Here is a 22,381-nt window from a genome sequence, read left to right on the forward strand (position 1 = left end):
CGAGGGCGCCGAACTGATCGCCGACCAGCACGGCATCGACCGCGCACAGCAGGACGCCTTCGCGCTGGCCAGCCACCGCAAGGCCGCCCACGCCTGGGAGCAGGGCGCCTACAGCGCCGAGGTGGTGCCGCTGCCGGGGGTGGACCTGGCCCGCGATGAGGCGATCCGCGCCGTCACGTCGCTGGAGGCGCTGGGCAGGCTGCGCCCGGCCTTCCGCACCGACGGCGGCACGGTCACCGCGGGCAATGCCTCCCCGCTGAGCGACGGTGCCGCCGCGCTGCTGCTGGTCGACGCGGAGGGGCTGCGGGCCACCGGCCGTGAGCCGCTGGCCCGGATCGGGGCGAGTGCGGTGTGCGGTATCGAGCCGCAGCTGTTCGGGCTGGGGCCGGTCGAGGCCGTCCGCGCCGCCCTGGACAAGGCCGGGCGCGGCCTGGCGGATCTGGCTACGTTCGAGCTGAACGAGGCGTTCGCCGCGCAGGCTTTGGGCTGCCTGGAACAGTGGCCCTCCTCCGGCACCGGCCTGGCGGCCCTGTGCATCGGCGTCGGCCAGGGCCTCGCCCTCGTCCTCGAACGATGACCGGACAGGACATACCAGGACATACGCAGGCCCAACCCCGCCCCGTACGCATCAGGCCGCACATCCCCCAGCCCCCACGTCTGGAGAAGCCCCGATGACTCCACCGAGCGCATCCGCCGCCCCGGCACCTCCGGCCGCCACCGCGCCCGCGGACCCCGCGGCGGCACCGCCGCCTCCGGATCCGGGCCCCGAGCCGCAGTCCGTCATCGACCGCGAGATCGCCGCGCTGCACAGCGCCGCCGCCGACGCCCGTGCGGCCGGCGGCCCCGTACCGGCGCATCCCGGCCGCGACTTCGCCCCGTACCGCAGCACCCGTCTGCGCCATCCGCGGCAGCCGCTCGCCGCGATCGACGCGCTGCGCGACCCGGAGGCCGTCGAACTGACCGGGCCTGCCTTCGGCGTCACCGACATCACCGCCCTGGACGCCGACCTGACCCGGCAGCACGCCGGTGAACCGCTCGGCGAGCGGATCACCGTCGCCGGCCGGGTACGGGACCGCGCGGGCCGCCCGGTGCGCGGCCAGCTCGTGGAGATCTGGCAGGCCAACGCCGCCGGCCGGTACGCCCACCAGCGCGACCAGCACCCGGCGCCGCTCGACCCCCACTTCACCGGTGTCGGCCGCTGCCTGACGGACGACGAGGGGCGGTACGCGTTCACCACCGTCCGGCCCGGTGCCTACCCGTGGCGCAACCACCACAACGCCTGGCGCCCGGCGCACATCCACTTCTCGCTCTTCGGCACCGCCTTCACCCAGCGGCTCGTCACCCAGATGTACTTCCCCGGCGATCCGCTGTTCCCGTACGACCCGATCCTGGCCTCGTGCACCGATCCGCAGGCCCGCGCCCGGCTGGTCTGCGCGTACGACCCGGACCTCGCCCGCGCGGAGTGGTCCCTCGGCTACCGCTGGGACATCGTGCTGGACGGACCGTCCGCCACCTGGACCGAGGAGGAACGCTGATGTCCGCCCCCTCCGCACCGCACGGGCACCAGGGCGTACCGCACCAGCCCGCACCGGCCGCGCAGACGCCCGGAGCCCTCGCCCCCACCCCCTCCCAGACCATCGGGCCCTTCTACGGCTACGCGCTGCCGTTCCCCGGCGGCGGGGAGATGGCACCTGCCGGTCACCCCGGCACCATCACCCTGCACGGCCGCGTCCTCGACGGCGCGGGCGAGCCCGTGCCGGACGCGCTGCTGGAGTTCTGGCAGGCCGGGCCGGACGGGAGCCTGCGCGGCGCGCCCGGCTCGCTGCGCCGCGACCCGGCGACCGGCGCGGTCGTCGGGCGCGACGGCGTGGAGTTCACCGGCTTCGGCCGGGTGCCGACCGACGCCGACGGCCGCTACGCGCTGCGCACCCTGCCGGCCACCGCGCCGGCGAGCCGTCCGGCCGCGGCACCGTACATCGCGGTGTGCGTCTTCGCCCGCGGCCTGCTGCACCACCTGTTCACCCGGGTGTACTTCCCGGAGGACACGGCGGCCCACGCGGCCGATCCGCTGCTGTCCGGGCTTCCCGCGCAGCGGGCCTCCACCCTGGTCGCGCGGACCGACGGCGAGCGGCGGTACCGCTTCGACATCCGCCTCCAAGCACCTGATGCGGGCGGCGGCGAGGCGGGCGAGGAGACGGTCTTCCTTGAGTTCCGCTGAACACGGTGCTGCTGAACATGGTGCTGCCGGACGCGGTGCCGCCGGACACGGCGCCGCCGACCTCGGCCTGCTGGCGCCGGGCCGGGCCGACTCCGCCGTGGAGGCCGCCACCGGCGACGCCGCGTACGTACGCGCCCTGCTGGACGCGGAAGCGGCCCTGACCCGGGCGCAGGCGGCCGTCGGCCTGGCGCCGGCCGCGGCGGCCGAGGCCGTCACCGCGGCGGCCCGCGACACCGGCCGGTACGACGCCCGCGACCTCGCGGTACGGGCCTGCTCCGGCGGCAACCCGGTGATTCCGCTGGTCGACGCCCTCACCTCGGCCGTGGCCGAGCAGGACGCCGTCGCCGGACGGGACGCCGCCGCATTCGTCCACCGCGGCGCCACCAGCCAGGACATCCTCGACACGGCCACGATGCTGGTCTGTTCCCGTGCCCTGGACACCGTCCTCGGCGACCTGGACGCGACCGCGGCCGCTCTGGCCCGGCTGGCGGCCGAGCACCGCGACACGCCGATGGCGGGCCGCACGCTCACCCAGCACGCGGTGCCGACCACGTTCGGCCTCAAGGCCGCCGGGTGGCGCGGGCTGGTGCTGGACGCCCGGGACCGGCTCGCCGCCGTACGGGGCGCGCTGCCCGCGCAGTTGGGCGGCGCGGCGGGCACCCTCGCCGCGTTCCACGCGTTCGCCGAGGCCGACCGCCGGGAGCCGGAGCCCGGGTCCGACCTCGGGCTGCGGCTGCTCGCCGCGTACGCGGCCGAGACCGGCCTCGCCGAACCCGTGCTGCCCTGGCACACGCTGCGCACCCCCGTCGCCGACCTCGCGGGCGCGCTGGCACACACCGCCGGGGCCCTCGGCAAGGTCGCGGCCGACGTGCTGGCCCTGTCCCGTACGGAGACCGGCGAGCTGGCGGAGGGCAGCGGCGGCGGCTCCTCTGCCATGCCGCACAAGGCCAACCCCGTACGGGCCACGCTGATCGCCGCCGCTGCCCGGCAGGTCCCGGCGCTGGCCGGGGTGCTGTACGGGTCGCTGGCCGCCGAGGACGAACGGCCCGCCGGGGCCTGGCACGCGGAGTGGCAGCCGCTGCGCGACGCCCTGCGGCTGGTGGGCGGCGCGGCCCGGGACGCCGCCGAACTGACCGCCGCACTGCGGGTGCGCCCCGGGCGGATGCGTGCCAATCTCGCCGTGACCGGCGGCGGGATCGTCGCCGAACGCCTCGCGGCCGTGCTCGGCGCCCACCTGGGACGGGACACGGCCAAACGGCTGCTCACCGACGTGTCGCGCCGGGCCGCCGAGGACGGCACCGGCCTGGCCGAGGCGCTGGGCCGGGCCCTGCGCACGCGGCACCCCGCCGTCGCCGATGCCTTCCCCGCCGCCCGGCTGCGGGAACTGGCCGACCCGGCCGCGTACACCGGCTCGGCAGGGGCGCTCGTGGACCGCGCCCTGAGCCGCCCCGGCACGCATCCCGCCGCACCGATCCCGCAGGAGAACGCATGACATCACCCACCCTCCCGCATTACCGAGAGGACGGGCCCGCCGACGCGCCCCCGCTCGTCCTGGGCCCGTCCCTGGGCACCACGCTCGCGGTGTGGGAGCCCCAGATGGCGGCACTGGCGCGGCAATTCCGCGTCGTGCGCTGGGACCTTCCCGGGCACGGCGGCACACCGTACGACGTGCTCCCGGGGCGTGCGGACGGAGCTGCCCATGCGGACGGGGCTGCCCGTGCGGACGGGGCTGCCCGTGCGGACGGGGCCGCCTGCACGGTCGCGGACCTGGCCGGACTCGTCCTCGCGCTCGCCGACTCCCTGGGCATCGACAGGTTCGCGTACGCGGGAATCTCCCTCGGCGGCGCGGTCGGCACCTGGCTCGCGGTCCACCATCCTGAGCGGATCGCGTCCCTCACGCTGGTCTGCTCCTCGGCCCGCTTCGGCGAGCCGGAAGGGTGGCACGAACGCGCCGCGCTCGTACGGCAACAGGGCATCGAGGCGGTCGCCGGCACCACGCCCGGCCGCTGGTTCACCCCGGCATTCGCCGGCTCGCCGGTGGCGCGCGACCTCCTGGCCGGGCTGCGGACCGTGGCGCCCGAGGGGTACGCGGCCTGCTGCGACGCGCTCGCCGCGTACGACCTGCGCGGTGACCTGGACCGGATCGGCGCGCCCACCCTCGTCGTCGCGGGCCGCGACGACCCCGCGACCCCGCCCGCGCACGCCCGCGAACTCGCCGACGGCATCCCGGCCGCAAGCCTCACCGAGGTGGCCGGGGCCGCCCACCTGGCCAACGCCGAACGGCCCGCGCAGGTGCTCGCCGCACTGCTCGGCCACCTCACCGCGTACCAGGAGCAGGCGGTGGACGGCGGGGAGGGCGGCCGGGCGGAACCGGGCACCGCTCCTCTCACCGACGACCCCAGCCGCCGCGCCGCCGGTACGGCCGTCCGCCGCGCCGTCCTCGGTGACGCCCACGTCGACCGCGCGGCCGCCCGCTCCACCGCCTTCACCGCCGTCTTCCAGGACTTCATCACCCGCTACGCCTGGGGCGAGATCTGGACCCGGCCCGGCCTGTCCCGGCACACCCGCAGCTGCGTCACGATCACCGCGCTGGTGGCGCGCGGGCACCACGAAGAGCTGGCGCTGCACCTGCGCGCCGCGCTGCGCAACGGCCTGAGCGCCGAGGACATCCGGGAAGTCCTGCTCCAGTCGGCCGTCTACTGCGGCGTGCCCGCCGCCAACTCCGCGTTCGCGCTGGCCGACCGCGTCATCGCCGAACACCGGGAAGGAGAGTGACTTTGATGCGCCCCACGTCCTGTGCGCCCCCGGCCCCCTCCGGGACCACGGTCGGCATCGTCGGCGGTGGCCCGGCGGGGCTGCTGCTGGCCCGGCTGCTGCACCGCTCCGGCATCGACTGCGTCGTCCTGGAGAGCCGCGACCGCGCCTACGTCGAGCAGCGCCAGCGCGCCGGGATCCTGGAGCAGGGCACCGCCGACACGCTGCGCGCCTGCGGCGCGGGGGAGCGCCTGGACCGGGAGGGCATCGTCCACCACGGCATCCGGCTGCGCTTCGCCCGCCGCTCGCACCGCATCGACTTCCCGTCCCTGACCGGCGGCCGCAACGTGCTCGTCTACGCGCAGACCGAGATGGTCAAGGACCTCATCGCCCTCCAGCTCGCGGAGGGACCACCGCTGGTGTTCGGGGCACGGGCGCTCGCGGTCGAGCACGCGGACACCGAACGGCCCGTGATCCGTTACGCCCACCAGGGCCGGGAACACTCCCTCACCTGCGACTACGTCGTCGGCTGCGACGGCTTCCACGGCATCGTCCGGGACGCGGTGCCGGCCGGCGCCCGCCGCGCGTACGAGCGCGGGTACCCGTACTCCTGGCTCGGTGTCCTCGCCGATGTGCCGCCGTCCTGCGACGAGCTGGTCTACGCCCACTCCGAGCGCGGCTTCGCGCTGTTCAGCATGCGCTCGCCCACCGTCAGCCGGCTCTACCTCCAGGTCCCGAACGGCACCGGCCCCGCCGACTGGCCGGACGAGCGGATCTGGGACGAACTCGACGCCCGCTCGGCCACCGACGGCCCGTGGAACCTCGAACGCGGCCCGATCACCGCCAAATCCGTCCTGCCGATGCGCAGCGTGGTTACCGAACCCATGCGGTACGGGCGGGTGTTCCTCGCCGGGGACGCGGCGCACATCGTCCCGCCGACCGGCGCCAAGGGACTCAACCTCGCCGCCTCCGACGTCACCGAACTGGCCCGTGCCTTCGCCCACCTGAGGACGACCGGCGCCACCGAGCTGCTGGACAGCTGGTCCGACACCTGCCTGCGCCGCGTCTGGCGCGCCGAGCAGTTCTCGTACTTCATGACGACGACCCTGCACACCGACCCCGGCCAGAGCGCCTTCGACACCCGGTTGCAGCTCGCCCAGCTCGACCGGATCGCGTCCTCCCCGCACGCGGCGGCCGAACTGGCGGAGAACTACACGGGGTTGCGGACGACGGCGGTGCCTATTTCGGCAGGGTGAGGATCTCGGCCCCGTCCTCGGTGATGGCGATCGTGTGCTCGCTGTGCGCGGTCCGGCAGCCGGTCGCGCTCCGGAGCGTCCACCCGTCGGCATCGGTGACGAGTTCGGCGGTGTCCGCCATGACCCACGGCTCCAGTGCCAGCAGCAGTCCGGGGCGCAGCTTGTAGCCGCGGCCGGGCCGTCCGGTGTTCGGCACATGCGGGTCCTGGTGCATCGTCGATCCGATGCCATGGCCCCCGAACTCGGTGTTGACCGGGTAACCGGCCGCGCCGAGCACCGTGCCGATGGCATGGGAGATGTCGCCGATGCGGGCCCCGGGCTTCGCGGCGGCGATCCCCGCGGCCAGCGCGCGTTCGGTCGCACCGATCATCGCGACGCTCTCCGGGGGCCGCGCGTCGCCCACGATGAAGCTGATGGCGGCGTCCGCGGCTATTCCGCCCAGGGAGACGGCGAGGTCGAGCGTCAGCAGATCGCCGTCGGCGAGCGCGTAGTCGTGCGGCCGTCCGTGCAGTACGGCGTCGTTGACGGCCGTGCAGATGTAGTGGCCGAAGGGGCCGCGTCCGAAGGACGGCTCGTAGTCGACGTAACAGGACTGCGCGCCCGCCTCGATGATCATGGCCTTGGCCCACCGGTCGATGTCGAGGAGGTTCGTGCCGACCGTGCTGCGGTTCTTCAGCGTCTGCAGGATGCCGGCGACCAGGGCGCCCGAGTCCTTGGCTCGGCCGAGCAGGGTGGGGTTCAGGATCTCGATCATGCGGCGCCCTTCTCATGCTCCCAATAACTATACCGGCCATACTATACCGGTACTAGAATCGGTCCCATGGTCAGGTTGCCGCTCACTCCCGAAGAGGTCGAACGCGGTCAGCGTCTCGGCGCCCTCCTCCGCCGGGCCAGGGGGAAGCGCTCGATGCTCGATGTCGCGCTCGACGCCCATGTCTCACCGGAGACCCTCCGCAAGATCGAGTCGGGCCGCGTGGCCACGCCGTCCTTCCCGACCATCGCGGCGATCGCCGATGTCCTCGGCCTCTCCCTCGACGCGGTGTGGGCCGAGATCAGCCGGCCCGGACCCGGCGCCGAACCGGCCGTCTCCGGCCACCGCGCACGGGAGCCGCTGACCGCGTAGGTCCGCGACTCACGTACGCCCCTTGCGCCCGCCCTGCTTGCCCGCGCTCTTCTTCCCGCCCTTGCCGGCGGCCTCTTCCGTGCCGGTCTCCGCCGCCACGTCCTCGGCCACCTGCTTGAGCGTGTGCCCGCTCAGCGCCGAGCGGGCCCGCCGCGGGTCGGGCGTGCCCCGGTCGCCCGCGTGCTCGTCGTCGGCCTTCACCAGCAGCCACGACTCCCGCTCATCGCTGCCGGGGCCACCGCGGAACCGGGTGAGGGCATAGCCGCCCCGCAGCTTCTTCCCCTCCATCCAGAACGTCGCATGGCCCTTTTCCAGCGCTTCGGCGAACGGTACCGGACGGCCCTTTTTGTCGTGTGCGGTCGGGCGGTAATGGCCCTGGTCCCACACGATCACCGTGCCGCCGCCGTATTCGCCCCGGGGAATGACGCCCTCGAAATCCCGGTAGTCCAGCGGATGGTCCTCGGTGGGCATGGCCAGTCTTTTGTCCTTCGGGTCCGTGGACGGGCCCTTCGGTACGGACCATGATTTCAGGACGCCGTCGGCCTCCAGCCGGAAGTCGAAGTGCATGGTGCTCGCGTCATGGATCTGCACCACGAACCGCGGCTTCCCGGAGGAGGCCGACGCATCACCGCCCTGCGGTTCCGACGTCCGGTCGAAATGCCGTTTCGACAGATAGGTCCGCAGCGGTCCCTCGTTCATCCCGGCCCGCCGGGTCAGCGGCCGAGGGCCTTGGCCAGCTGGTCCTTGGTCATGTTCGACCGGCCCTCCACACCGCGCTGCTTCGCCTCGTTGTAGAGCTGGTCACGCGTCGGGCCCTTGGGGCCGGTACGGTTGCCGGAGCGCTGGCCGCCGCGCTCGGGCGCCGACTTGCTGTCCTTGGTCGAGCTCTTGCTGGCCGACTTGGACTCGCCGGAGCGGGCGCGCTCCTTGTTCACGGTACGGGCCGCGATCTCCTTGGCCCGGCCCTTGGACGTACCGCGCTTCTCGGCACCTTCCTTGATGTGCTCGTACTGGCGCTCACGCTTGGCGTTCGATCCTGCGGGCATGGTGTCTCTCCTCTGTCTCACGCACGCCCCGGACACGTACCGGCGTACCTGCCCCGGGCCTGCCGTGCGCCGTTTCTCGGTCTACGGTTACCCGTGAAATGCGGCCCGTAACGAATGGCTCCCGTGACTGCCCCGACGAGCCGAACGCGCAAAGCCGGGCCGATCCGTTCCCCACGCTCAGGACTTACGGGCGCGCACACACCGGATGAATTCCTCCGCGTACGGCAGGGCGACGAAAGCGCCCACCCCGGCCGCGATTCCCGCCAGGTATTTCCCCGGCAGCGGCCGTTCCTTCGGCAGCAGCTTCCAGGCGTCCGGCCGCTTTCCGCCGCGCGCGAGATCCCGTACGGACTCCCAGTGCAGGCAGGAGGTGAAGGCGACCGCCGCCAGCGGCAGCACCTCCAGGAAGCTGTGGATGTGCTGCTCCACCGGGCGCACCTCGCGGTCCTCGGTGGCCACCGTCACGTCCCAGATCGCGGTCGCGCTGTGCGCGGCGGCGGCCCCGCCCATCATCGTCAGCACCAGCGGGTTGACCTTCGCGACCAGCCCGGCCAGCACCGGCACCCCGGCCTCCGCCATCATCACCGCGTGGATCGCGGATTCCTTGACGCCGGTGGTCTTCTCGATGTTCGTACGCCGGTGCATCACCCAGTCGGCGACGGCCGGCACGAACCACATGGGCAGGACGCCGTACATCAGGACGCGCTGGGTCGCGGTCTCCACGTCGTCGGCGCCGGGGGAGGGGCGCAGCGCCCGCCCCTGCCGCCAGTTCCGCCAGTCCTTCAGTGCCGTCAGCCTGGCCACGGGTCCTCCTCAAAAATCGTGGAAGTCGGTGGAAGTCGGTCGGTCGGTGCCGGACGGGCGCCGGGCCCGGGGCCCGGCCCGCCGCTCACTTGTGGCCGTCCCCGTGGCCCTTGCCCGGCAGGAACTCCTGGATCTTCGCCTTGACGCCCTGCTTGAGCACCCCGGCCGTCTCCGGGTCGCCCTTGAGGATCGCGGTCGCCGCCGCCTCGATCTGGTCGAGCGTGGCGTGCGGCGGGATGGGCGGCACGTTGGGGTCGGTACGGAAGTCGATGACGAACGGCCGGTCCGCGGCGAGCGCCTGCCGCCACGCGCTCTCCACCTCGTCGGGCCGCTCGACCCGGACGCCGCCCAGGCCGATGGAGCGCGCGAAGTCGGCGTACGGCACGTCCGGGATGCGCTGCGACTCCTCGAACTGCGGCGCGCCCGACATGGCCCGCATCTCCCAGGTCACCTGGTTGAGGTCCTCGTTGTTGAGGACCGCGACGATCATGCGCGGGTCGCTCCACTCCTGCCAGTACTTCGACGCGGTGATCAGCTCCGCCATGCCGTTCATCTGCATCGCCCCGTCACCGACGATCGCCAGCGCCGGCCGCTCCGGGTGCGCGAACTTCGCGCCGATCACATACGGCACGCCCGGCCCCATGGTGGCCAGCGTCCCGGACAGCGAACCGCGCATCCCGCCGCGCATCCGCAGATGGCGCGCGTACCAGTTGGCCGCCGAGCCGGAGTCCGCGGCCAGGATCACGTTGTCCGGCAGCAGCGCGTCGAGCGCGTGCACCACGTACTCCGGGTTGATGGGGTCGGCCTCGACGGCGGCGCGCCGCTCCATGACCTTGTACCAGCGCTCGACGTTCGACTCGGTCTTCTCCCGCCACTTGCGGGCCTTCTTGTGCTTGAGCAGCGGCAGCAGCCGCTCCAGCGTCTTGGACGCGTCACCGACGAGGTTGACCTCGAAGGGGTAGCGCAGGCCGACCATGAACGGGTCGATGTCGATCTGCACGGCGCGGGCCTGCCCGTACTCCGGCAGGAACTGCGAGTACGGGAAACTGGAGCCGATCACCAGCAGCGTGTCGCACTCCTGCATCAGCTCGTAACTGGGCCGGGTGCCCAGCAGCCCGACGGCGCCGGTCACATACGGCAGCTCGTCGGACAGCACGTCCTTGCCGAGCAGCGCCTTGGCCACCCCGGCGCCCAGCAGCTCGGCGACCTCCTCGACCCGCTCACGGGCCCCGCGGGCGCCCTGCCCCACCAGGATCGCCACCTTCTCGCCCGCGTTGAGCACCTCGGCGGCGCGCCGCAGGTCCTCGTCGGCCGGTACCGGCGCGTACTGCGACACGCCGAGGCTGGACGGCACCATCTTGAACTCGTGGGTGGGCGCGCTGTACTCCAGCTCCTGTACGTCACCGGGGACGATGATCGCGGTGACGGTGCGTTTGGCGTACGCGGTGCGGATCGCCCGGTCGAGGACGTTCGGCAGCTGCTCGGGGACCGTCACCATCTCGCAGAACTCCGAGGCGACGTCCTTGTACAGGGCCATCAGGTCGACTTCCTGCTGGTAGGAGCCGCCCATGGCGCTGCGCGCGGTCTGCCCGACGATGGCCACCACCGGTACGTGGTCCAGCTTCGCGTCGTAGAGCCCGTTCAGCAGGTGGATGGCGCCGGGCCCCGAGGTCGCCGCGCACACGCCCACCTTGCCGGAGAACTTGGCGTACCCGACGGCCTGGAACGCGGCCATCTCCTCGTGCCGGGCCTGCACGAACTTCGGCCGGTTGTCGGCCCGGCCCCAGGCGGCCAGCAGTCCGTTGATGCCGTCCCCGGCGTACGAGAAGACGTGGTCGACGTCCCAGTCGCGCAGGCGCTGGAGGATGTGGTCGGAGACTTTGGTGGACATGCGGTTCTTTCCTCTCACAATCGCGACGGCGGGTGCCGGCCCGGCCTTCCGTGTGCCCCTTCGGGCCCGGACGGATGCACGGCCGTCCGGACGGTTCTCATCCGGATGTCCGGGTACCGGCCGTTTCCGGCTGTACGGTCACCGGCCGTCACCGCTCGCCCGGTGCCGCGAGAAGGCTGCTGTCCAGGCGCTCGGCCAGGTCGGCCGGGCCCTCGTAGACCTCGTACGCACCGGCCTCCCGCAGGTCGTGCTCCGGGTAGCCGCCGCTGAGCACCGCCAGGCACGGCACGCCCGCCCGGTGACTGGCCCGCACGTCCCAGACCGTGTCGCCGATGAACACCGCCGCGTCGGCGTCCACGCCGCCGTGCTCCAGGGCGCTCTTGACCAGGTCGGGTGCCGGCTTGCTCGCCGACACGTCGTCCGAGCCGGTGACCGCGGTGATCACGTCCTCCGCGTCCAGCGCGCGACGCATGGCGGCCAGCTCGGGGCCGTGCGCCGAACTCGCCAGCACCACCGTCCAGCCGCGCTTCGCGCAGGCCCGCAGCAGGTCGGCCGCGCCGTCGAGCGGGGCCAGACGCTCCCAGTACTGGGCGAAGAGCGTGCCGTGCGCCGTACGGATCGCCTCGTCCCCGTCGCGATCCCGGTCCCCGCTGAGCAGATGGTCCAGCAGGTGGTCGGACCCCATGCCGATGGTCCGGTGGATCTCCGCCATCGGCACCCGGTGCCCGGCCTGGCGGAACGCCTCCCACCAGGTGACGGCGTGCAGGTAGGTGCTGTCGACCAGCGTTCCATCGACGTCGAAGAGTGCCGCTCCGCGTGGGCTCACCCGTCGTTTCTCCTTCCGTGGGGGCCGAGCGGTGCCGCCCGGCCGCACTGGTTGAACCGCCCCGCTGCCCGGTCGTTGAGGGCGCCGAGCACCTTGCGCAGCCGCGGGGCCGGTGCCGTCCGCCCGCCGCTCTCCACCGCGGCGCCCTCGGTGACGCCCGGCTCGCCGACCGCGTCCCGCGGCAGCACCCGCGCCAGGGCCGAGGACAGGCGGGTGGTGGTCACGGGGGCCAGGCCGTGCGCCTTGGCGGCCAGCCGGGCGGCCGGTGTCAGGACGACACGGGGGCGGCGGCGCTGCACGCCGGAGACGATGCGCCCGGCGGCGCGTTCGGCGCTCATCGACAGCACGGGCGTGCCCGCCAGCGCCGAGAACCAGGCGTACTCCCGCGCGGCGTCCCCGCCGAACTGCGCGTGCAGGTGGGACCCCGTACGCATCAGCCCCGGGTGCACGGCCGTCACCGACACCCCGTACCCGCTCTCCTCCGCGTGCAGCCCCTCGGCCAGCGCGGCGACGGCGAACTTGGCGCAGGAGTACGGCAGCAGATGCGGTACGGCCAGCAGCCCGCCGACCGAACCGATCAGCGCCAGGCGCCCGCCCGCCGGGCTGCGCCGCAGGTGGGGGAGGGTGGCCAGGGACGTGTTCAGCGCCCCGTCGAAGATCGACGCCATCGCGTCGTGGAACGCCTCGTGCCCCAGTGACGCCGACGGGCCCACCTGGATGACCCCGGCGTTGCCGATGACGATGTCCAGCCCGCCCTCGCGCGCCGCGACCTCCTCGACGGTCCGGTCGACCGCCGCGCGGTCGCGTACGTCGCACACCGCGGTGGCGACCGGCGGGCCGCCGGGGCGGCGCAGCGACCGGGCGGCCTCGGCCAGCTCCTCCCCGTCGCGGGCCAGGATGGTCACGCGGGCGCCCCGCGCCATCAGTTGACGGGCCATCAGCAGGCCCAGTCCGCGCGATCCGCCCGTCACCAGGGCCGACAGCCCCGCGATGGGCGGTGCGGAAGCGAAATGCGGCATGCCCGGTCCCTTCACCTCGGCCTGAACGCCCTGCTGCGTGCCCCGCGCCGTCCCGTCACGGCGTGAACAGCACCTTGATCGCGCCGTCCGCCTTCTTCTGGAACATGTCGTACGCCTCGGGCGCCTTCTCCAGCGGCAGCCGGTGCGTGGCGAAGTCGTCCACGCCCAGCGGGTCGTCGTCCGTCAGCAGCGGGATGATGTCGTCCGCCCAGTGCCGTACGTTGGCCTGGCCCATCCGGAACGTGAGCTGCTTGTCGAACATCACCAGCATCGGCATCGGGTCGGTCATCCCGCCGTACACGCCGCTGATGGAGACCGTGCCGCCGCGGCGCGCCAGGGAGATGGCCAGGTGCAGGGCGCTCAGCCGGTCCACGCCCGCCTTGCTCATCAGCTTCTCGGCCCAGCGCGACGGCATCAGCCCGGCGGCCTGCTGCGCCAGCTTCCCGGCCGGGCTGCCGTGCGCCTCGGTGCCCACCGCGTCGATCACGGCGTCCGGTCCGCGGCCGTCGGTGACGTCCTTGACGGCGTCGATCAGCCCGTCCTCGCCGTCGAAGGCGTCCAGGTCGAAGACGGTTGCCCCGTCGCGGCGGGCCCGCGCCAGCCGCTCGGGCACATGGTCGATGCCGATCACCTGCCCGGCGCCCAGGTGCCGGGCGATCCGGCAGGACATCGCGCCGATCGGCCCGAGGCCCAGCACGGCGACGCTGCTGCCCTTGGTCACCCCGGCGTACTGCACGGCCTGCCAGGCGGTGGGCAGCACGTCCGACAGATAGACGAAGCGGTCGTCGGCCGGGCCGTGCGGCACCTTGATCGGTCCGTACTGCGCCTGCGGTACGCGCAGGTACTCGGCCTGCGCGCCGGGCACCGAGCCGTAGAGCTTGGTGTACCCGAACAGCGCGGCGCCGGAGCCGTGCTCGCGCACCTGCGTCGTCTCGCACTGGGTCTGGAGGCCATCGCCGCACATCCGGCAGGTGCCGCAGGCGATCTGGAACGGGACCACCACCCGGTCGCCGGGGCTCAGGCCCGTCACCTCCGGGCCGGTCTCCTCGACGATCCCCATCGGCTCGTGCCCCAGGATGTCGCCGGGCGTCATGAACGGCGTCAGGACCTCGTACAGGTGCAGGTCGGAGCCGCACAGCCCACTGGATGTGATCTTGATGATCGCGTCGGTCGGCTTCTCGATCTGCGGATCGGGGACGCGCTCCACGCGGACGTCCCGCTTGCCGTGCCAGACGGTGGCTCGCATTGCGGATCTCCTTGTCCTGGCGGCCGGCCCACCGGGCGGACCCGGCCGGGAAGCACCGACCGCCCGGTAACCCAAAAGCCGCTTTTAAGTCTAAAGCGGTGTTCTTTGCCGTGGCAGCTCCAGTACCCGCATCGCCCGGGCCGAATCGTTTCCGTACGGCGCCGGTACGGGCCCCGGCCGCCCGCCGCGCGGGTTTCCACGGCCGGGAAAAGGGTTACCCGCTGCTTCACCCGAGGGGGCGACCCACCTACCCACCCACCCGGCCCCGCGCGGGCCGTCGAGAGCGCACGGAGCCCCGATGACCGAGTACGGATACTTCCTCGCCTGTGAGGAGCACAGCCCGGCGGAACTGGTCGAGCAGGCCCGCATGGCGGAGCAGGCCGGCTTCACCAAACTGTGGATCTCCGACCACTTCCACCCGTGGAACGACGCGCAGGGCCAGAGCCCGTTCGTCTGGTCCGTGATCGGTGCGCTGTCCCAGGTCACCTCGCTGCCGGTGGAGACCGCGGTGACCTGCCCCACCATGCGGCTGCACCCTGTGGTGACGGCGCAGGCGGCGGCCACCAGCGCGGTGCTCCTCGACGGCCGCTTCCGGCTCGGCGTGGGCAGCGGCGAGGCGCTCAACGAGCACATCCTCGGGGACCACTGGCCGCAGGCGTCGGTGCGCCTGGAGATGCTGGAGGAAGCCGTACAGGTGATGCGGCAGCTCTTCGAGGGCGGCGAGGTCAGTCACCACGGCAAGCACTACACCGTGGAGAACGCCCGCCTGTACACCGTGCCCGACGAGCCGGTGCCCATCGACGTCTCCGCGTTCGGCCCCAGCGCCACCGAACTGGCCGCCCGGGTCGGCGACGGCTTCGTGACCATGGCGCCGGACGCGGACGCCGTCGAACGCTTCCGCCGCGGCGGTGGCGGCAACAAGCCCGTACAGGCGGGCCTGAAGGTCTGTTACGGCCCCGACCGCGACGAGTGCGTGCGCACCGCGCACCGCCTGTGGTCCAGCGAACGGCTCCCCGGCGAACTGGCCCAGATCCTCCCCACCCCGCGCCACTTCGAGCAGGCGACCCAACTGGTCACGCCCGAACAGATCGCGGAGGGCTTCCCCTGCGGCGACGACGTGGACCTGCACGTGTCCGCGCTGCGGGCCTTCGTGGACGCGGGCTTCGACACCGTCTACGTCGGCCAGATCGGGCCCGACCAGCGGGGGTTCTTCGACTTCTACCGGACGAAGGTGCTGCCGCAGGTGGCGGAGTAGAGCGGGGGAGAGATGCGCTGACGGGCCGTCAGACAGCGTCCCGCCTCGCCCGGCGCTCTCCGCGGTGCGAGCCGGGCGGAGGGGAGCCGCAGGACCGCGAGCGAGCGCCGTCTCACTGCGGCTCCTGGGCCGTCGGCACACCGGCCGGCGCCGCCCGGCCGAAGAACTTCTCCGCCCGCGGCGTGCCGGGCCAGGTACGGGCCAGGTCCAGCACACGGCGGGGCTGGCGGCGCAGGTTGAGGGCCCGGACCGGGATCTGGCACCGCCGGCCGTACGCGTCCAGCCGCCGCAGGAAGTGCAGCCCGGCCGCGTCCATGAAGGTGACCCCGGTCATTTCGAGGACCACGCTGCCCAGGCCGGGCGGTAACGCCGCGACGGCCTCGTCCAGGACGGGTACGGTGCCGTAATCGATCTCGCCCCGCACGGTCAGCACGGCCGAGGAGCCGAACAGCCGGGTGCGGACCCCCAGGGCATCCGGACCGGCCTGGGAAGACCGGTCTGTCTGTAGGGACATGACCCCATCGTGTCAGGAGTCAAACCGGTCTGTCCACGCCTACACTGGGTGCCACCATGACGACCGAGTGCGCGCCGGCCGCGTCGCACGCCGGAGCCCGGCCCGGCGCCCGCGAGCGCGTACTGAGCGCCGCCTACGACCTCTTCTCACGCCGTGGCATCCGCGATGTCGGCGTCAACGAGGTCATCCACCGCTCCCAGGTCGCCAAGGCAACCTTCTACCGCCACTTCCCCTCCAAGGACGACCTGGTCCTCGCCTTCCTCGACCGGCGCGAACAGCAGTGGACCCGCGGCCTGATCGAGGCCGGCGCCCGCCGCCGCGGCAGCACCCCCGAGGAACGCCTGCTGGCCGTCTTCGACGTCTTCGACGACTGGTTCCGCCACCCCGACTTCGACGCCTGCACGTTCATCAACGTCCTGCTGGAGATGGGCTGGCAGCACCCACTGGGCCGGGCCAGCATCCGCCACCTGGAAAACGTCCGGATTCTCGTCCGTACCTTGGCCGAAGAGGCCGGCCTGCGCGACTCCGACGGCTTCGCCCGCTCCTGGCACATCCTCATGAAGGGCTCGATCATCTCCGCCGCCGAGGGCGACCCGCACGCCGCGCGCCGTGCCCAGACGATGGCCCGCTGCCTGATCGAACAGCACCGGTGAGCCGGTCGGGTCCGTACGGAGGCGACCGCGACCCGGCCGGGGCCGTCTGAAAACATACCCGGATGATCAAAAACGGCCACCGGCCGGCCACGCGACAGGCCCGTACGTCCCAGGCGCCGCCCTTCCAGGGCGCGTTCGAAACGCATCTGACCGTACGGGACACCGGCGCGGACGGGGACCGGGCCGCCGGCCTCGAACGCTACGCGGCGGCGCGCGGACTGAAGTGGGTCCACATCGTTCTGGAGCGCGGCAGCACGCCGTCCCAGCCCATGCTGACCCTGCACGGCAACGGGCCGGCGGACCTGATGCGGGCGCGGTCGGCGGCCGAGGCGGCGGAGCTGCGCGCCGCCGGTTTCGAGGTGGTCCGTACGAAGATCGAGACCACGCCGTGGGCCGACGGCGTGCCGGTCACCGACGCGGCGGCAGCCGTCCTGGGCCCGGCCCACTACTTCGAACACCACGTCAAACTCCTGCTGAGCCCCGCCCCAACGGGCGCGCGCACCGGCCTCGCGGACCTCGTCGCGCCGCACGCGGCACACCTCTCCCGCAACGCGCGACGCATCCGGTCCGACGGGCGTGAGGAGCGCTTCGTGACCCAGCGCTGCCGCGCGGTCGGCCGGGACACCGCCGAACGGCGCCTGGCCACGCTGCTGGCCGCACTGCGCGCGACCGGGCATGACATAGCCTCCGTCGAACGGGAATTCGTCGTTCACGACAGCAACGAGGCCCTGGACGACGGCTGGATCGACGAGACATCGACGTACGCGGCGGGGGCGGGCACATGACGGAGCGGGAGCAGGCGACAGGGCTGGAGCAGGAGCAAGCGACGGAGCGCGGGCACGGGGAACGGGTCCGACACTGGCGTGACTTCGGGTACGGCCCCTGGCCCGCGACCGCCGTCGTCCCCACGACGCCGCCGGACGAGGCGACGCGCGCCGCGATGGACCTCCCGGCGACCCTGCTGCCCGTACGGGGCGAGGGCGTCGTCCAGCCGCCCGTGTTCGACCCGTCGGTCCGCCAGCACCTGCACGCCATGCGGCTGGGCGAGCCGCGGTTCGCCGACGCGGCGGCCGGCCGCCGCTGGTACGCCGCCCGCCGCCACGCCCTGCACCACGCGCTGACCGCCGTCGCGACCTCCGAATGGGCCGGTCACCTCGTCCTGCGCGGCAGCGTGCTCCTGCGGGCCTGGTTCGGCGCCGCGGCCCGTGAACCCGGTGACCTGGACTTCGTCGTCGTACCGCCGACCTGGAACGAACGGGACGGCCGTACGGACCGCATGCTCGACGGCATCGCCCGCGCGGCCGGGGAACTGTCCCTGCGCGGCGGCCCGGTACACCTCCACGCGGACGGCGCGGTCGGCGACGAGATCTGGACGTACGACCGGGTCCCCGGCCGGCGGCTGGTCATCCCGTGGACGGCACACGACGACGGCATACCGCCGGGCACCGTCCAGCTCGACTTCGTCTTCAACGAACACCTCCCCGAGCCCCCGGCCCCCGCCGAAGTCCCGGGCCCCGACGGCATGGAGCCGGCCCGGGTCCAGGCCGCCACTCCCGCACTCTCCCTCGCCTGGAAGATCCTGTGGCTGGTCTCGGACCGCTTCCCGGAAGGCAAGGACCTGTACGACGCGGTCCTGCTCGCCGAATCGACCGAGCTGCCGTTCCCGCTGCTGCGAGCCGTTTTCCGCGGTGTGGAAGGCGGATACTACGACCGCAACCCGGTCCTGCTCCCGTCCATCGCCTGGACCGCGAACGAACAGGAGTGGGACGAGTTCCGCAAGGACCACCCGGAACACGCCGCCCCCACCGAATACGCCTACGTCGACCGTCTCGTCACCGCACTGGCCCCCACCTACGCCTTCGACGACGGCAGCGGCGCCTCCCCCGCCTACCAGCAACGGGCCGCCTGGCTGGCCCCGCTGACGGAGGAGTGCCGGGAGGTGCTGGCGGGGCAGGGCATGGAAGCGGTCCAGCAACTCCTGCTCAAGGACTACGTCAGCGTCGACAACGCGCTGGTCGTCACGGCGGAGCTGCTGGAGGGCCCGCTCGACGACCGGCTGACGGACGCGGCCAGGGCCGTGGCGTCGTACCGGGTGGCCCATGCCGGTCCCTACGACAGGGAACGGCTGGTGGAGTCTCTGCATGAGGCGGTGCGGACGCTCGTACAGGAGGGGGACTGAGACGCGGGGCGCGGCCCCTTGGGTGAGCGTGGTGGCGCGAATAAATACGTTGGCGCCGGATTCCGTGGCCGGGCTAAGGTGAGCCCGTTCCCCGCGGTGGCCCTCCGGCCGCCGTGGCCGGCCGTGGAAGATTCAGGAGGTGTGACCGATGGCTGTCTTTGCGATGGGCGCTGCCCGCAATCAGAAGACCATCCATTCCACCTCCGTGGTCTCCGGCTGACTCGACCTCATTTCCTGCCACGCGCCGGGCGCGTGGGGCCGGGGCCACCCTTGTGAAGGGTTTCCCTTGCAATCGTCTTCCTTCTCCTCCGCCTCGTCGCGCCCGCTGACCGCCTACGGCTGGGACGACGGCTTCGCGGAGAGTTTCGCCGCCTGTGCCGGGCCGGGGTCCGTGCCCGGCCGTGTCGTCCGTGTGGACCGCGGGCGCGTGGACGCCGTGGTGTCCGACGGGGACGGTGTCCGGACCGTGCTGGCGGACACCGCGCTGGTGGCCACCCGTGATCCGATGCGGGTGCCGTGCACCGGGGACTGGGCCGTGATCGACCTCGGCGAGGTGGGCGCGGGCCGCGACGGTGTGGTGCGGGCGCTGCTGCCGCGGCGTACCGCGTTCGTACGGTCCACCTCGTCCAAGCGGTCCGAGGGGCAGGTGCTGGCGGCGAACGTGGACCACGCCGTGGTCGCGGTGTCGCTCGCCGTGGACCTGGACCTCGGGCGCATCGAGCGCTTCGTCTCCCTGGCCTGGGAGAGCGGGGCGCAGCCGCTGGTCGTGCTCACCAAGGCCGACCTGGTCGGCGCCCCGGACGTGCTGGCGCACCTGGTCGCGGACGTGGCGACCGCCGCGCCCGGGGTGCAGGTGCTGGCGGCCAGCGCGACCGCCGGTGACGGGCTGGACGTCCTCGCCGCGGTACTGGCCGGCGGCACGTCCGTACTGCTCGGGCAGTCCGGCGCGGGCAAGTCGACGCTCGCCAACGCGCTGGTGGGCGAGGACGTGCAGGACGTACGGGCCGCCCGCGACCGGGACGGCAAGGGCCGGCACACCACGACCACCCGGGACCTGCTGGTGCTGCCCGGCGGCGGGGTGCTGATCGACACCCCCGGCCTGCGGGGCGTCGGCATGTGGGACGCCGACACCGGGCTCGCGCGGGCCTTCTCGGACGTCGAGGAACTGGCCGCGCAGTGCCGTTTCCACGACTGCGCGCACGCCACGGAGCCCGGGTGCGCGGTGCTGGAGGCCATCGAGAGCGGCGCGCTGCCGCAGCGGCGCCTGGAGAGCTACCGCAAGCTGCTGCGGGAGAACGAACGCATCGCGGCCAAGACGGACGCCCGGCTGCGGGCGGAGATCCGCAGGGACTGGAAGCAGAAGATGGCCCTGGGGCGTCACATGGTGGAGCGGAAGAGGGGGGCCCGGGGCTGAGCGGCCGGGCGGGTGGGCGCCTTCAGGCGCTCGCCCGCCCCGGTGCGGGCGGCTCGTCCCCGCACCGTTCACCACCGCACCGCACCCGTGCCCGCCCGCCCGCCCCGACACGATGTCCGATTCCCGCCAGGGAACCTCCCGGGCGTCGCGCACACTGGATCGTGTGATGGACGACGAGACCAGGTACGAGGCGGTGTCGAGCCGGGACGCGCGGTTCGACGGCGAGTTCTTCTTCGCCGTCGTGACGACCGGGATCTACTGCCGCCCGAGCTGCCCGGCGGTCACCCCCAAGCGCCCGAACGTACGGTTCTACGCGTCCGCGGCGGCCGCGCAGGGCGCCGGGTTCCGGGCCTGCCGCCGGTGCCGACCGGACGCCGTGCCGGGCTCGGCGGAGTGGAACGTCCGGGCCGACCTGGTCGGCCGCGCCATGCGGTTCATCGATGACGGCGTGGTCGACCGGGAGGGCGTCGGCGGCCTCGCGCGGCGGCTGGGGTACAGCGCGCGGCAGGTGCAGCGGCAGCTCACGGCCGAGCTGGGCGCCGGGCCCGTGGCCCTGGCGCGGGCCCGCCGCGCGCACACCGCGCGGCTGCTCCTCCAGACCACCGGCCTGCCGGTCACCGACCTGGCCTTCGCCGCCGGATTCGCCAGCATCCGGCAGTTCAACGACACGATGCGCGAGATCTACGCCAGCACGCCGAGCGAACTGCGCGCGGCGGCCGGAACCCGCGCGGGGACGGGGACGGGCCCGTCCGGCGCCACGCGGCACGGCGCGCCCGCCGGTGTCCCGCTGCGGCTGGCCTACCGGGGCCCGTACGCCGCCGCCGAGATCTTCGACTTCCTCCAAGCGCGCGCGGTGCCCGGCGTGGAGGAGGTGCGCGGCGCGCGCGGCTCCCGTACGTACCGCCGTACGCTGCGGCTCACCCACGGCAGCGGCATCGCCGAGGTCGACGAGCACGCCGGCTCCCGGCAGCCGCGCCGGCCGCGCGCCGGACTGGTGTGCCCGGCCGCCCGGGGCGCGCACGGCGGCTGGCTGGAGTGCCGGCTGCACCTGACCGACCTGCGTGACCTGTCCACCGCCGTCCAGCGGATGCGCCGCCTGTTCGACCTGGACGCCGACCCGTACGCCGTCGCCGAGCGCCTGGGCGCCGACCCGCTGCTCGGCCCGCTGGTCGCCGCCCGCCCCGGACTGCGGTCGCCGGGCGCCGCCGACCCCGAGGAACTGGCCGTACGGACCGTCCTCGGCGGGCCGCCGGAACGCGCCGCCGCGCTGGTACGGACGTACGGCAAGCCGCTGGACGCGGCGGACGGCGCGCTCACCCACCTCTTCCCCGAGCCCGCCGCGCTGACCGGCGCCGGAGTGCCGGAACCGGTGCGCGCGCTGTGCGGCGCGCTCGCCGACGGGGCGGTCCGGCTGGACGCGGGCGCGGACCGGGACGCCGCCGAGCGTGCGCTGCGCGTCCTGCCCGGGGCGGGCCCGGCGGCAGCCGCGTACATCCGGATGCGGGCGCTGGGCGACCCGGACGTGGGGCCGGTGGGCGGCGGCGGGGCGTCACCGGAGGCGTGGCGGCCCTGGCGGTCGTACGCCCTGCACCACCTCTGGCAGGCCGCGGGCACCCGGGAGGATCAGCTCGCGATGACGGCGCCGGTCCAGGCGCCGACCGCCAGCAGGCAGGCGTACAGCTCGACCAGCACGGCGAACCCGATGGCCCGCATGGCCGTGCGAGTGGCGGCCCACGCGTCGCCGTGACTGCCCAGGCGCTCCCGCTCCAGCAGGTACAGCGCGCCGACCGAGCCCAGCACGGCCCCCACCACGGGCACCACGAAGAACCCGAGGATGCCCGCGGCGCCGCTCGCGTACAGGGTCCGGTACGGGGCGCCGGCGGCCCGGGGGTCTCGGGGCGGCAGCAGCCAGGCGAGGGCCTGGGCGAGCAGCAGTACGGCACTCGTGCCGATCAGGACGAACCAGGCCAGGGTGGTCCGCTCGGCCATCGCCCACCACAGCACGCCCGCCCAGACGATCGGCGGCCCCGGTACGCCCGGGGCCAGCACGCCGAGCAGCCCGAGCAGCAGGACGAGGCCGACCGTGAGCAACTGCCATCCGCCCATGGCCCCAGCGTGCCGGAACCGGGGCCGGCGCGCTCCTTGGCGCGTACCGGCCGGGCGGCGCGGTGACGCCGTTCCGG

General features: G+C 73.7%; 22 protein-coding genes and 1 pseudogene. 13 read left to right on the plus strand and 10 right to left on the minus strand.

Annotated elements, in window-relative coordinates; translation table 11 throughout:
• From IH45_RS0102830 to IH45_RS0102855, 6 genes are all read left to right on the plus strand, one after another.
• Window positions 1–577: thiolase family protein (locus tag IH45_RS0102830; RefSeq protein ID WP_030660698.1), on the plus strand; the 577-nt coding region annotated here is incomplete at its 5' end.
• A 94-nt stretch (window positions 578–671) separates the two neighbouring features.
• A complete protein-coding gene (gene pcaH / locus IH45_RS0102835; RefSeq protein ID WP_234440408.1) occupies window positions 672–1,535 on the plus strand; it encodes a protocatechuate 3,4-dioxygenase subunit beta in 864 nt (287 codons plus the stop codon).
• Window positions 1,535–2,218, plus strand: coding sequence for a protocatechuate 3,4-dioxygenase subunit alpha (gene pcaG / locus IH45_RS0102840; RefSeq protein WP_030660704.1), 684 nt, complete (start codon window positions 1,535–1,537; stop codon window positions 2,216–2,218). The genes pcaH and pcaG overlap by 1 nt, the downstream gene beginning before the upstream one ends.
• Complete coding sequence (pcaB, locus tag IH45_RS0102845; protein ID WP_030660707.1) at window positions 2,205–3,710, plus strand: 3-carboxy-cis,cis-muconate cycloisomerase; 1,506 nt, start codon at window positions 2,205–2,207, stop codon at window positions 3,708–3,710. Before pcaG ends, pcaB begins: the two co-directional genes overlap by 14 nt.
• A complete protein-coding gene (pcaDC, locus tag IH45_RS0102850) occupies window positions 3,707–4,993 on the plus strand; it encodes a bifunctional 3-oxoadipate enol-lactonase/4-carboxymuconolactone decarboxylase PcaDC (RefSeq protein WP_030660710.1) in 1,287 nt (428 codons plus the stop codon). Before pcaB ends, pcaDC begins: the two co-directional genes overlap by 4 nt.
• Window positions 4,994–4,998: 5 nt before the next feature.
• Window positions 4,999–6,228 (plus strand): 4-hydroxybenzoate 3-monooxygenase, encoded by a 1,230-nt coding sequence (locus IH45_RS0102855; protein WP_050514479.1) that lies wholly within the window; start codon window positions 4,999–5,001, stop codon window positions 6,226–6,228.
• On the opposite strand, the gene map is transcribed toward IH45_RS0102855, so the two are convergent.
• Window positions 6,212–6,982 carry a type I methionyl aminopeptidase gene (gene map / locus IH45_RS0102860; RefSeq protein WP_030660717.1) on the minus strand — a complete coding sequence of 257 codons (771 nt, stop codon included), beginning with the start codon at window positions 6,980–6,982 and terminating at the stop codon, window positions 6,212–6,214. The two genes, IH45_RS0102855 and map, sit on opposite strands and share 17 nt — an antisense overlap.
• A 66-nt stretch (window positions 6,983–7,048) precedes the next feature.
• On the opposite strand from map, the gene IH45_RS0102865 reads away from it, so the two are divergent.
• Complete coding sequence (locus IH45_RS0102865) at window positions 7,049–7,351, plus strand: helix-turn-helix transcriptional regulator (RefSeq protein ID WP_030660719.1); 303 nt, start codon at window positions 7,049–7,051, stop codon at window positions 7,349–7,351.
• A 9-nt stretch (window positions 7,352–7,360) separates the two neighbouring features.
• On the opposite strand, the gene IH45_RS0102870 is transcribed toward IH45_RS0102865, so the two are convergent.
• The 7 genes from IH45_RS0102870 to IH45_RS0102900 form a co-directional block, all read right to left on the minus strand.
• The gene (locus IH45_RS0102870) at window positions 7,361–8,050 is read right to left on the minus strand and encodes a DNA polymerase ligase N-terminal domain-containing protein (protein WP_030660722.1); all 690 of its coding nucleotides are present in this window, start codon (window positions 8,048–8,050) and stop codon (window positions 7,361–7,363) included.
• 14 nt (window positions 8,051–8,064) lie between these two features.
• Complete coding sequence (locus IH45_RS0102875; protein ID WP_030660724.1) at window positions 8,065–8,397, minus strand: hypothetical protein; 333 nt, start codon at window positions 8,395–8,397, stop codon at window positions 8,065–8,067.
• Window positions 8,398–8,574: 177 nt separating this feature from the next.
• Window positions 8,575–9,201, minus strand: a complete 627-nt coding sequence (locus IH45_RS0102880; protein WP_030660726.1) for a hypothetical protein — start codon at window positions 9,199–9,201, stop codon at window positions 8,575–8,577.
• 85 nt (window positions 9,202–9,286) lie between these two features.
• Window positions 9,287–11,092 carry a thiamine pyrophosphate-requiring protein gene (locus IH45_RS0102885; protein ID WP_030660729.1) on the minus strand — a complete coding sequence of 602 codons (1,806 nt, stop codon included), beginning with the start codon at window positions 11,090–11,092 and terminating at the stop codon, window positions 9,287–9,289.
• A 148-nt stretch (window positions 11,093–11,240) separates the two neighbouring features.
• Window positions 11,241–11,918, minus strand: coding sequence for an HAD family hydrolase (locus IH45_RS0102890; protein WP_030660732.1), 678 nt, complete (start codon window positions 11,916–11,918; stop codon window positions 11,241–11,243).
• A complete protein-coding gene (locus IH45_RS0102895; RefSeq protein ID WP_030660735.1) occupies window positions 11,915–12,937 on the minus strand; it encodes an SDR family NAD(P)-dependent oxidoreductase in 1,023 nt (340 codons plus the stop codon). Before IH45_RS0102895 ends, IH45_RS0102890 begins: the two co-directional genes overlap by 4 nt.
• A gap of 55 nt (window positions 12,938–12,992) precedes the next feature.
• A complete protein-coding gene (locus tag IH45_RS0102900; protein ID WP_030660738.1) occupies window positions 12,993–14,183 on the minus strand; it encodes a zinc-dependent alcohol dehydrogenase in 1,191 nt (396 codons plus the stop codon).
• Window positions 14,184–14,481: 298 nt separating this feature from the next.
• Between IH45_RS0102900 and IH45_RS0102905 the strand changes: the two genes are divergently transcribed.
• Window positions 14,482–15,438 carry an LLM class F420-dependent oxidoreductase gene (locus IH45_RS0102905; protein ID WP_030660740.1) on the plus strand — a complete coding sequence of 319 codons (957 nt, stop codon included), beginning with the start codon at window positions 14,482–14,484 and terminating at the stop codon, window positions 15,436–15,438.
• A gap of 112 nt (window positions 15,439–15,550) precedes the next feature.
• On the opposite strand, the gene IH45_RS1000000144955 is transcribed toward IH45_RS0102905, so the two are convergent.
• Entirely contained in the window at window positions 15,551–15,952 is a 402-nt protein-coding gene (locus IH45_RS1000000144955) for an STAS domain-containing protein (protein WP_050514480.1), read from the minus strand.
• A 56-nt stretch (window positions 15,953–16,008) separates the two neighbouring features.
• Between IH45_RS1000000144955 and IH45_RS0102915 the strand changes: the two genes are divergently transcribed.
• The 5 genes from IH45_RS0102915 to IH45_RS0102935 all read left to right on the plus strand — a co-directional run bounded on the left by IH45_RS0102915 (window position 16,009) and on the right by IH45_RS0102935 (window position 21,945).
• Window positions 16,009–16,605: a TetR/AcrR family transcriptional regulator gene (locus IH45_RS0102915; protein WP_030660746.1), complete on the plus strand. Its 597-nt coding sequence runs from the start codon at window positions 16,009–16,011 to the stop codon at window positions 16,603–16,605.
• 62 nt (window positions 16,606–16,667) lie between these two features.
• Window positions 16,668–17,390, plus strand: coding sequence for a hypothetical protein (locus IH45_RS0102920; RefSeq protein WP_030660749.1), 723 nt, complete (start codon window positions 16,668–16,670; stop codon window positions 17,388–17,390).
• Window positions 17,387–18,784 carry a nucleotidyl transferase AbiEii/AbiGii toxin family protein gene (locus IH45_RS0102925; RefSeq protein WP_050514481.1) on the plus strand — a complete coding sequence of 466 codons (1,398 nt, stop codon included), beginning with the start codon at window positions 17,387–17,389 and terminating at the stop codon, window positions 18,782–18,784. Before IH45_RS0102920 ends, IH45_RS0102925 begins: the two co-directional genes overlap by 4 nt.
• Window positions 18,785–19,070: 286 nt before the next feature.
• Window positions 19,071–20,198, plus strand: a complete 1,128-nt coding sequence (gene rsgA, locus IH45_RS0102930; protein WP_030660758.1) for a ribosome small subunit-dependent GTPase A — start codon at window positions 19,071–19,073, stop codon at window positions 20,196–20,198.
• Window positions 20,199–20,364: 166 nt separating this feature from the next.
• Entirely contained in the window at window positions 20,365–21,945 is a 1,581-nt protein-coding gene (locus tag IH45_RS0102935; RefSeq protein ID WP_050514482.1) for a bifunctional transcriptional activator/DNA repair enzyme AdaA, read from the plus strand.
• Here IH45_RS0102935 and IH45_RS1000000146140 read toward each other — a convergent pair.
• Window positions 21,831–22,304: pseudogene (locus IH45_RS1000000146140) on the minus strand (DUF456 domain-containing protein); the annotation flags it as partial. The gene IH45_RS0102935 and the pseudogene IH45_RS1000000146140 overlap by 115 nt on opposite strands.
• Window positions 22,305–22,381 lie beyond the last annotated feature (77 nt).

This window comes from Streptomyces rimosus subsp. rimosus (assembly GCF_000720725.1).
Taxonomy (GTDB): Bacteria; Actinomycetota; Actinomycetes; order Streptomycetales; family Streptomycetaceae; genus Streptomyces; species Streptomyces rimosus_A.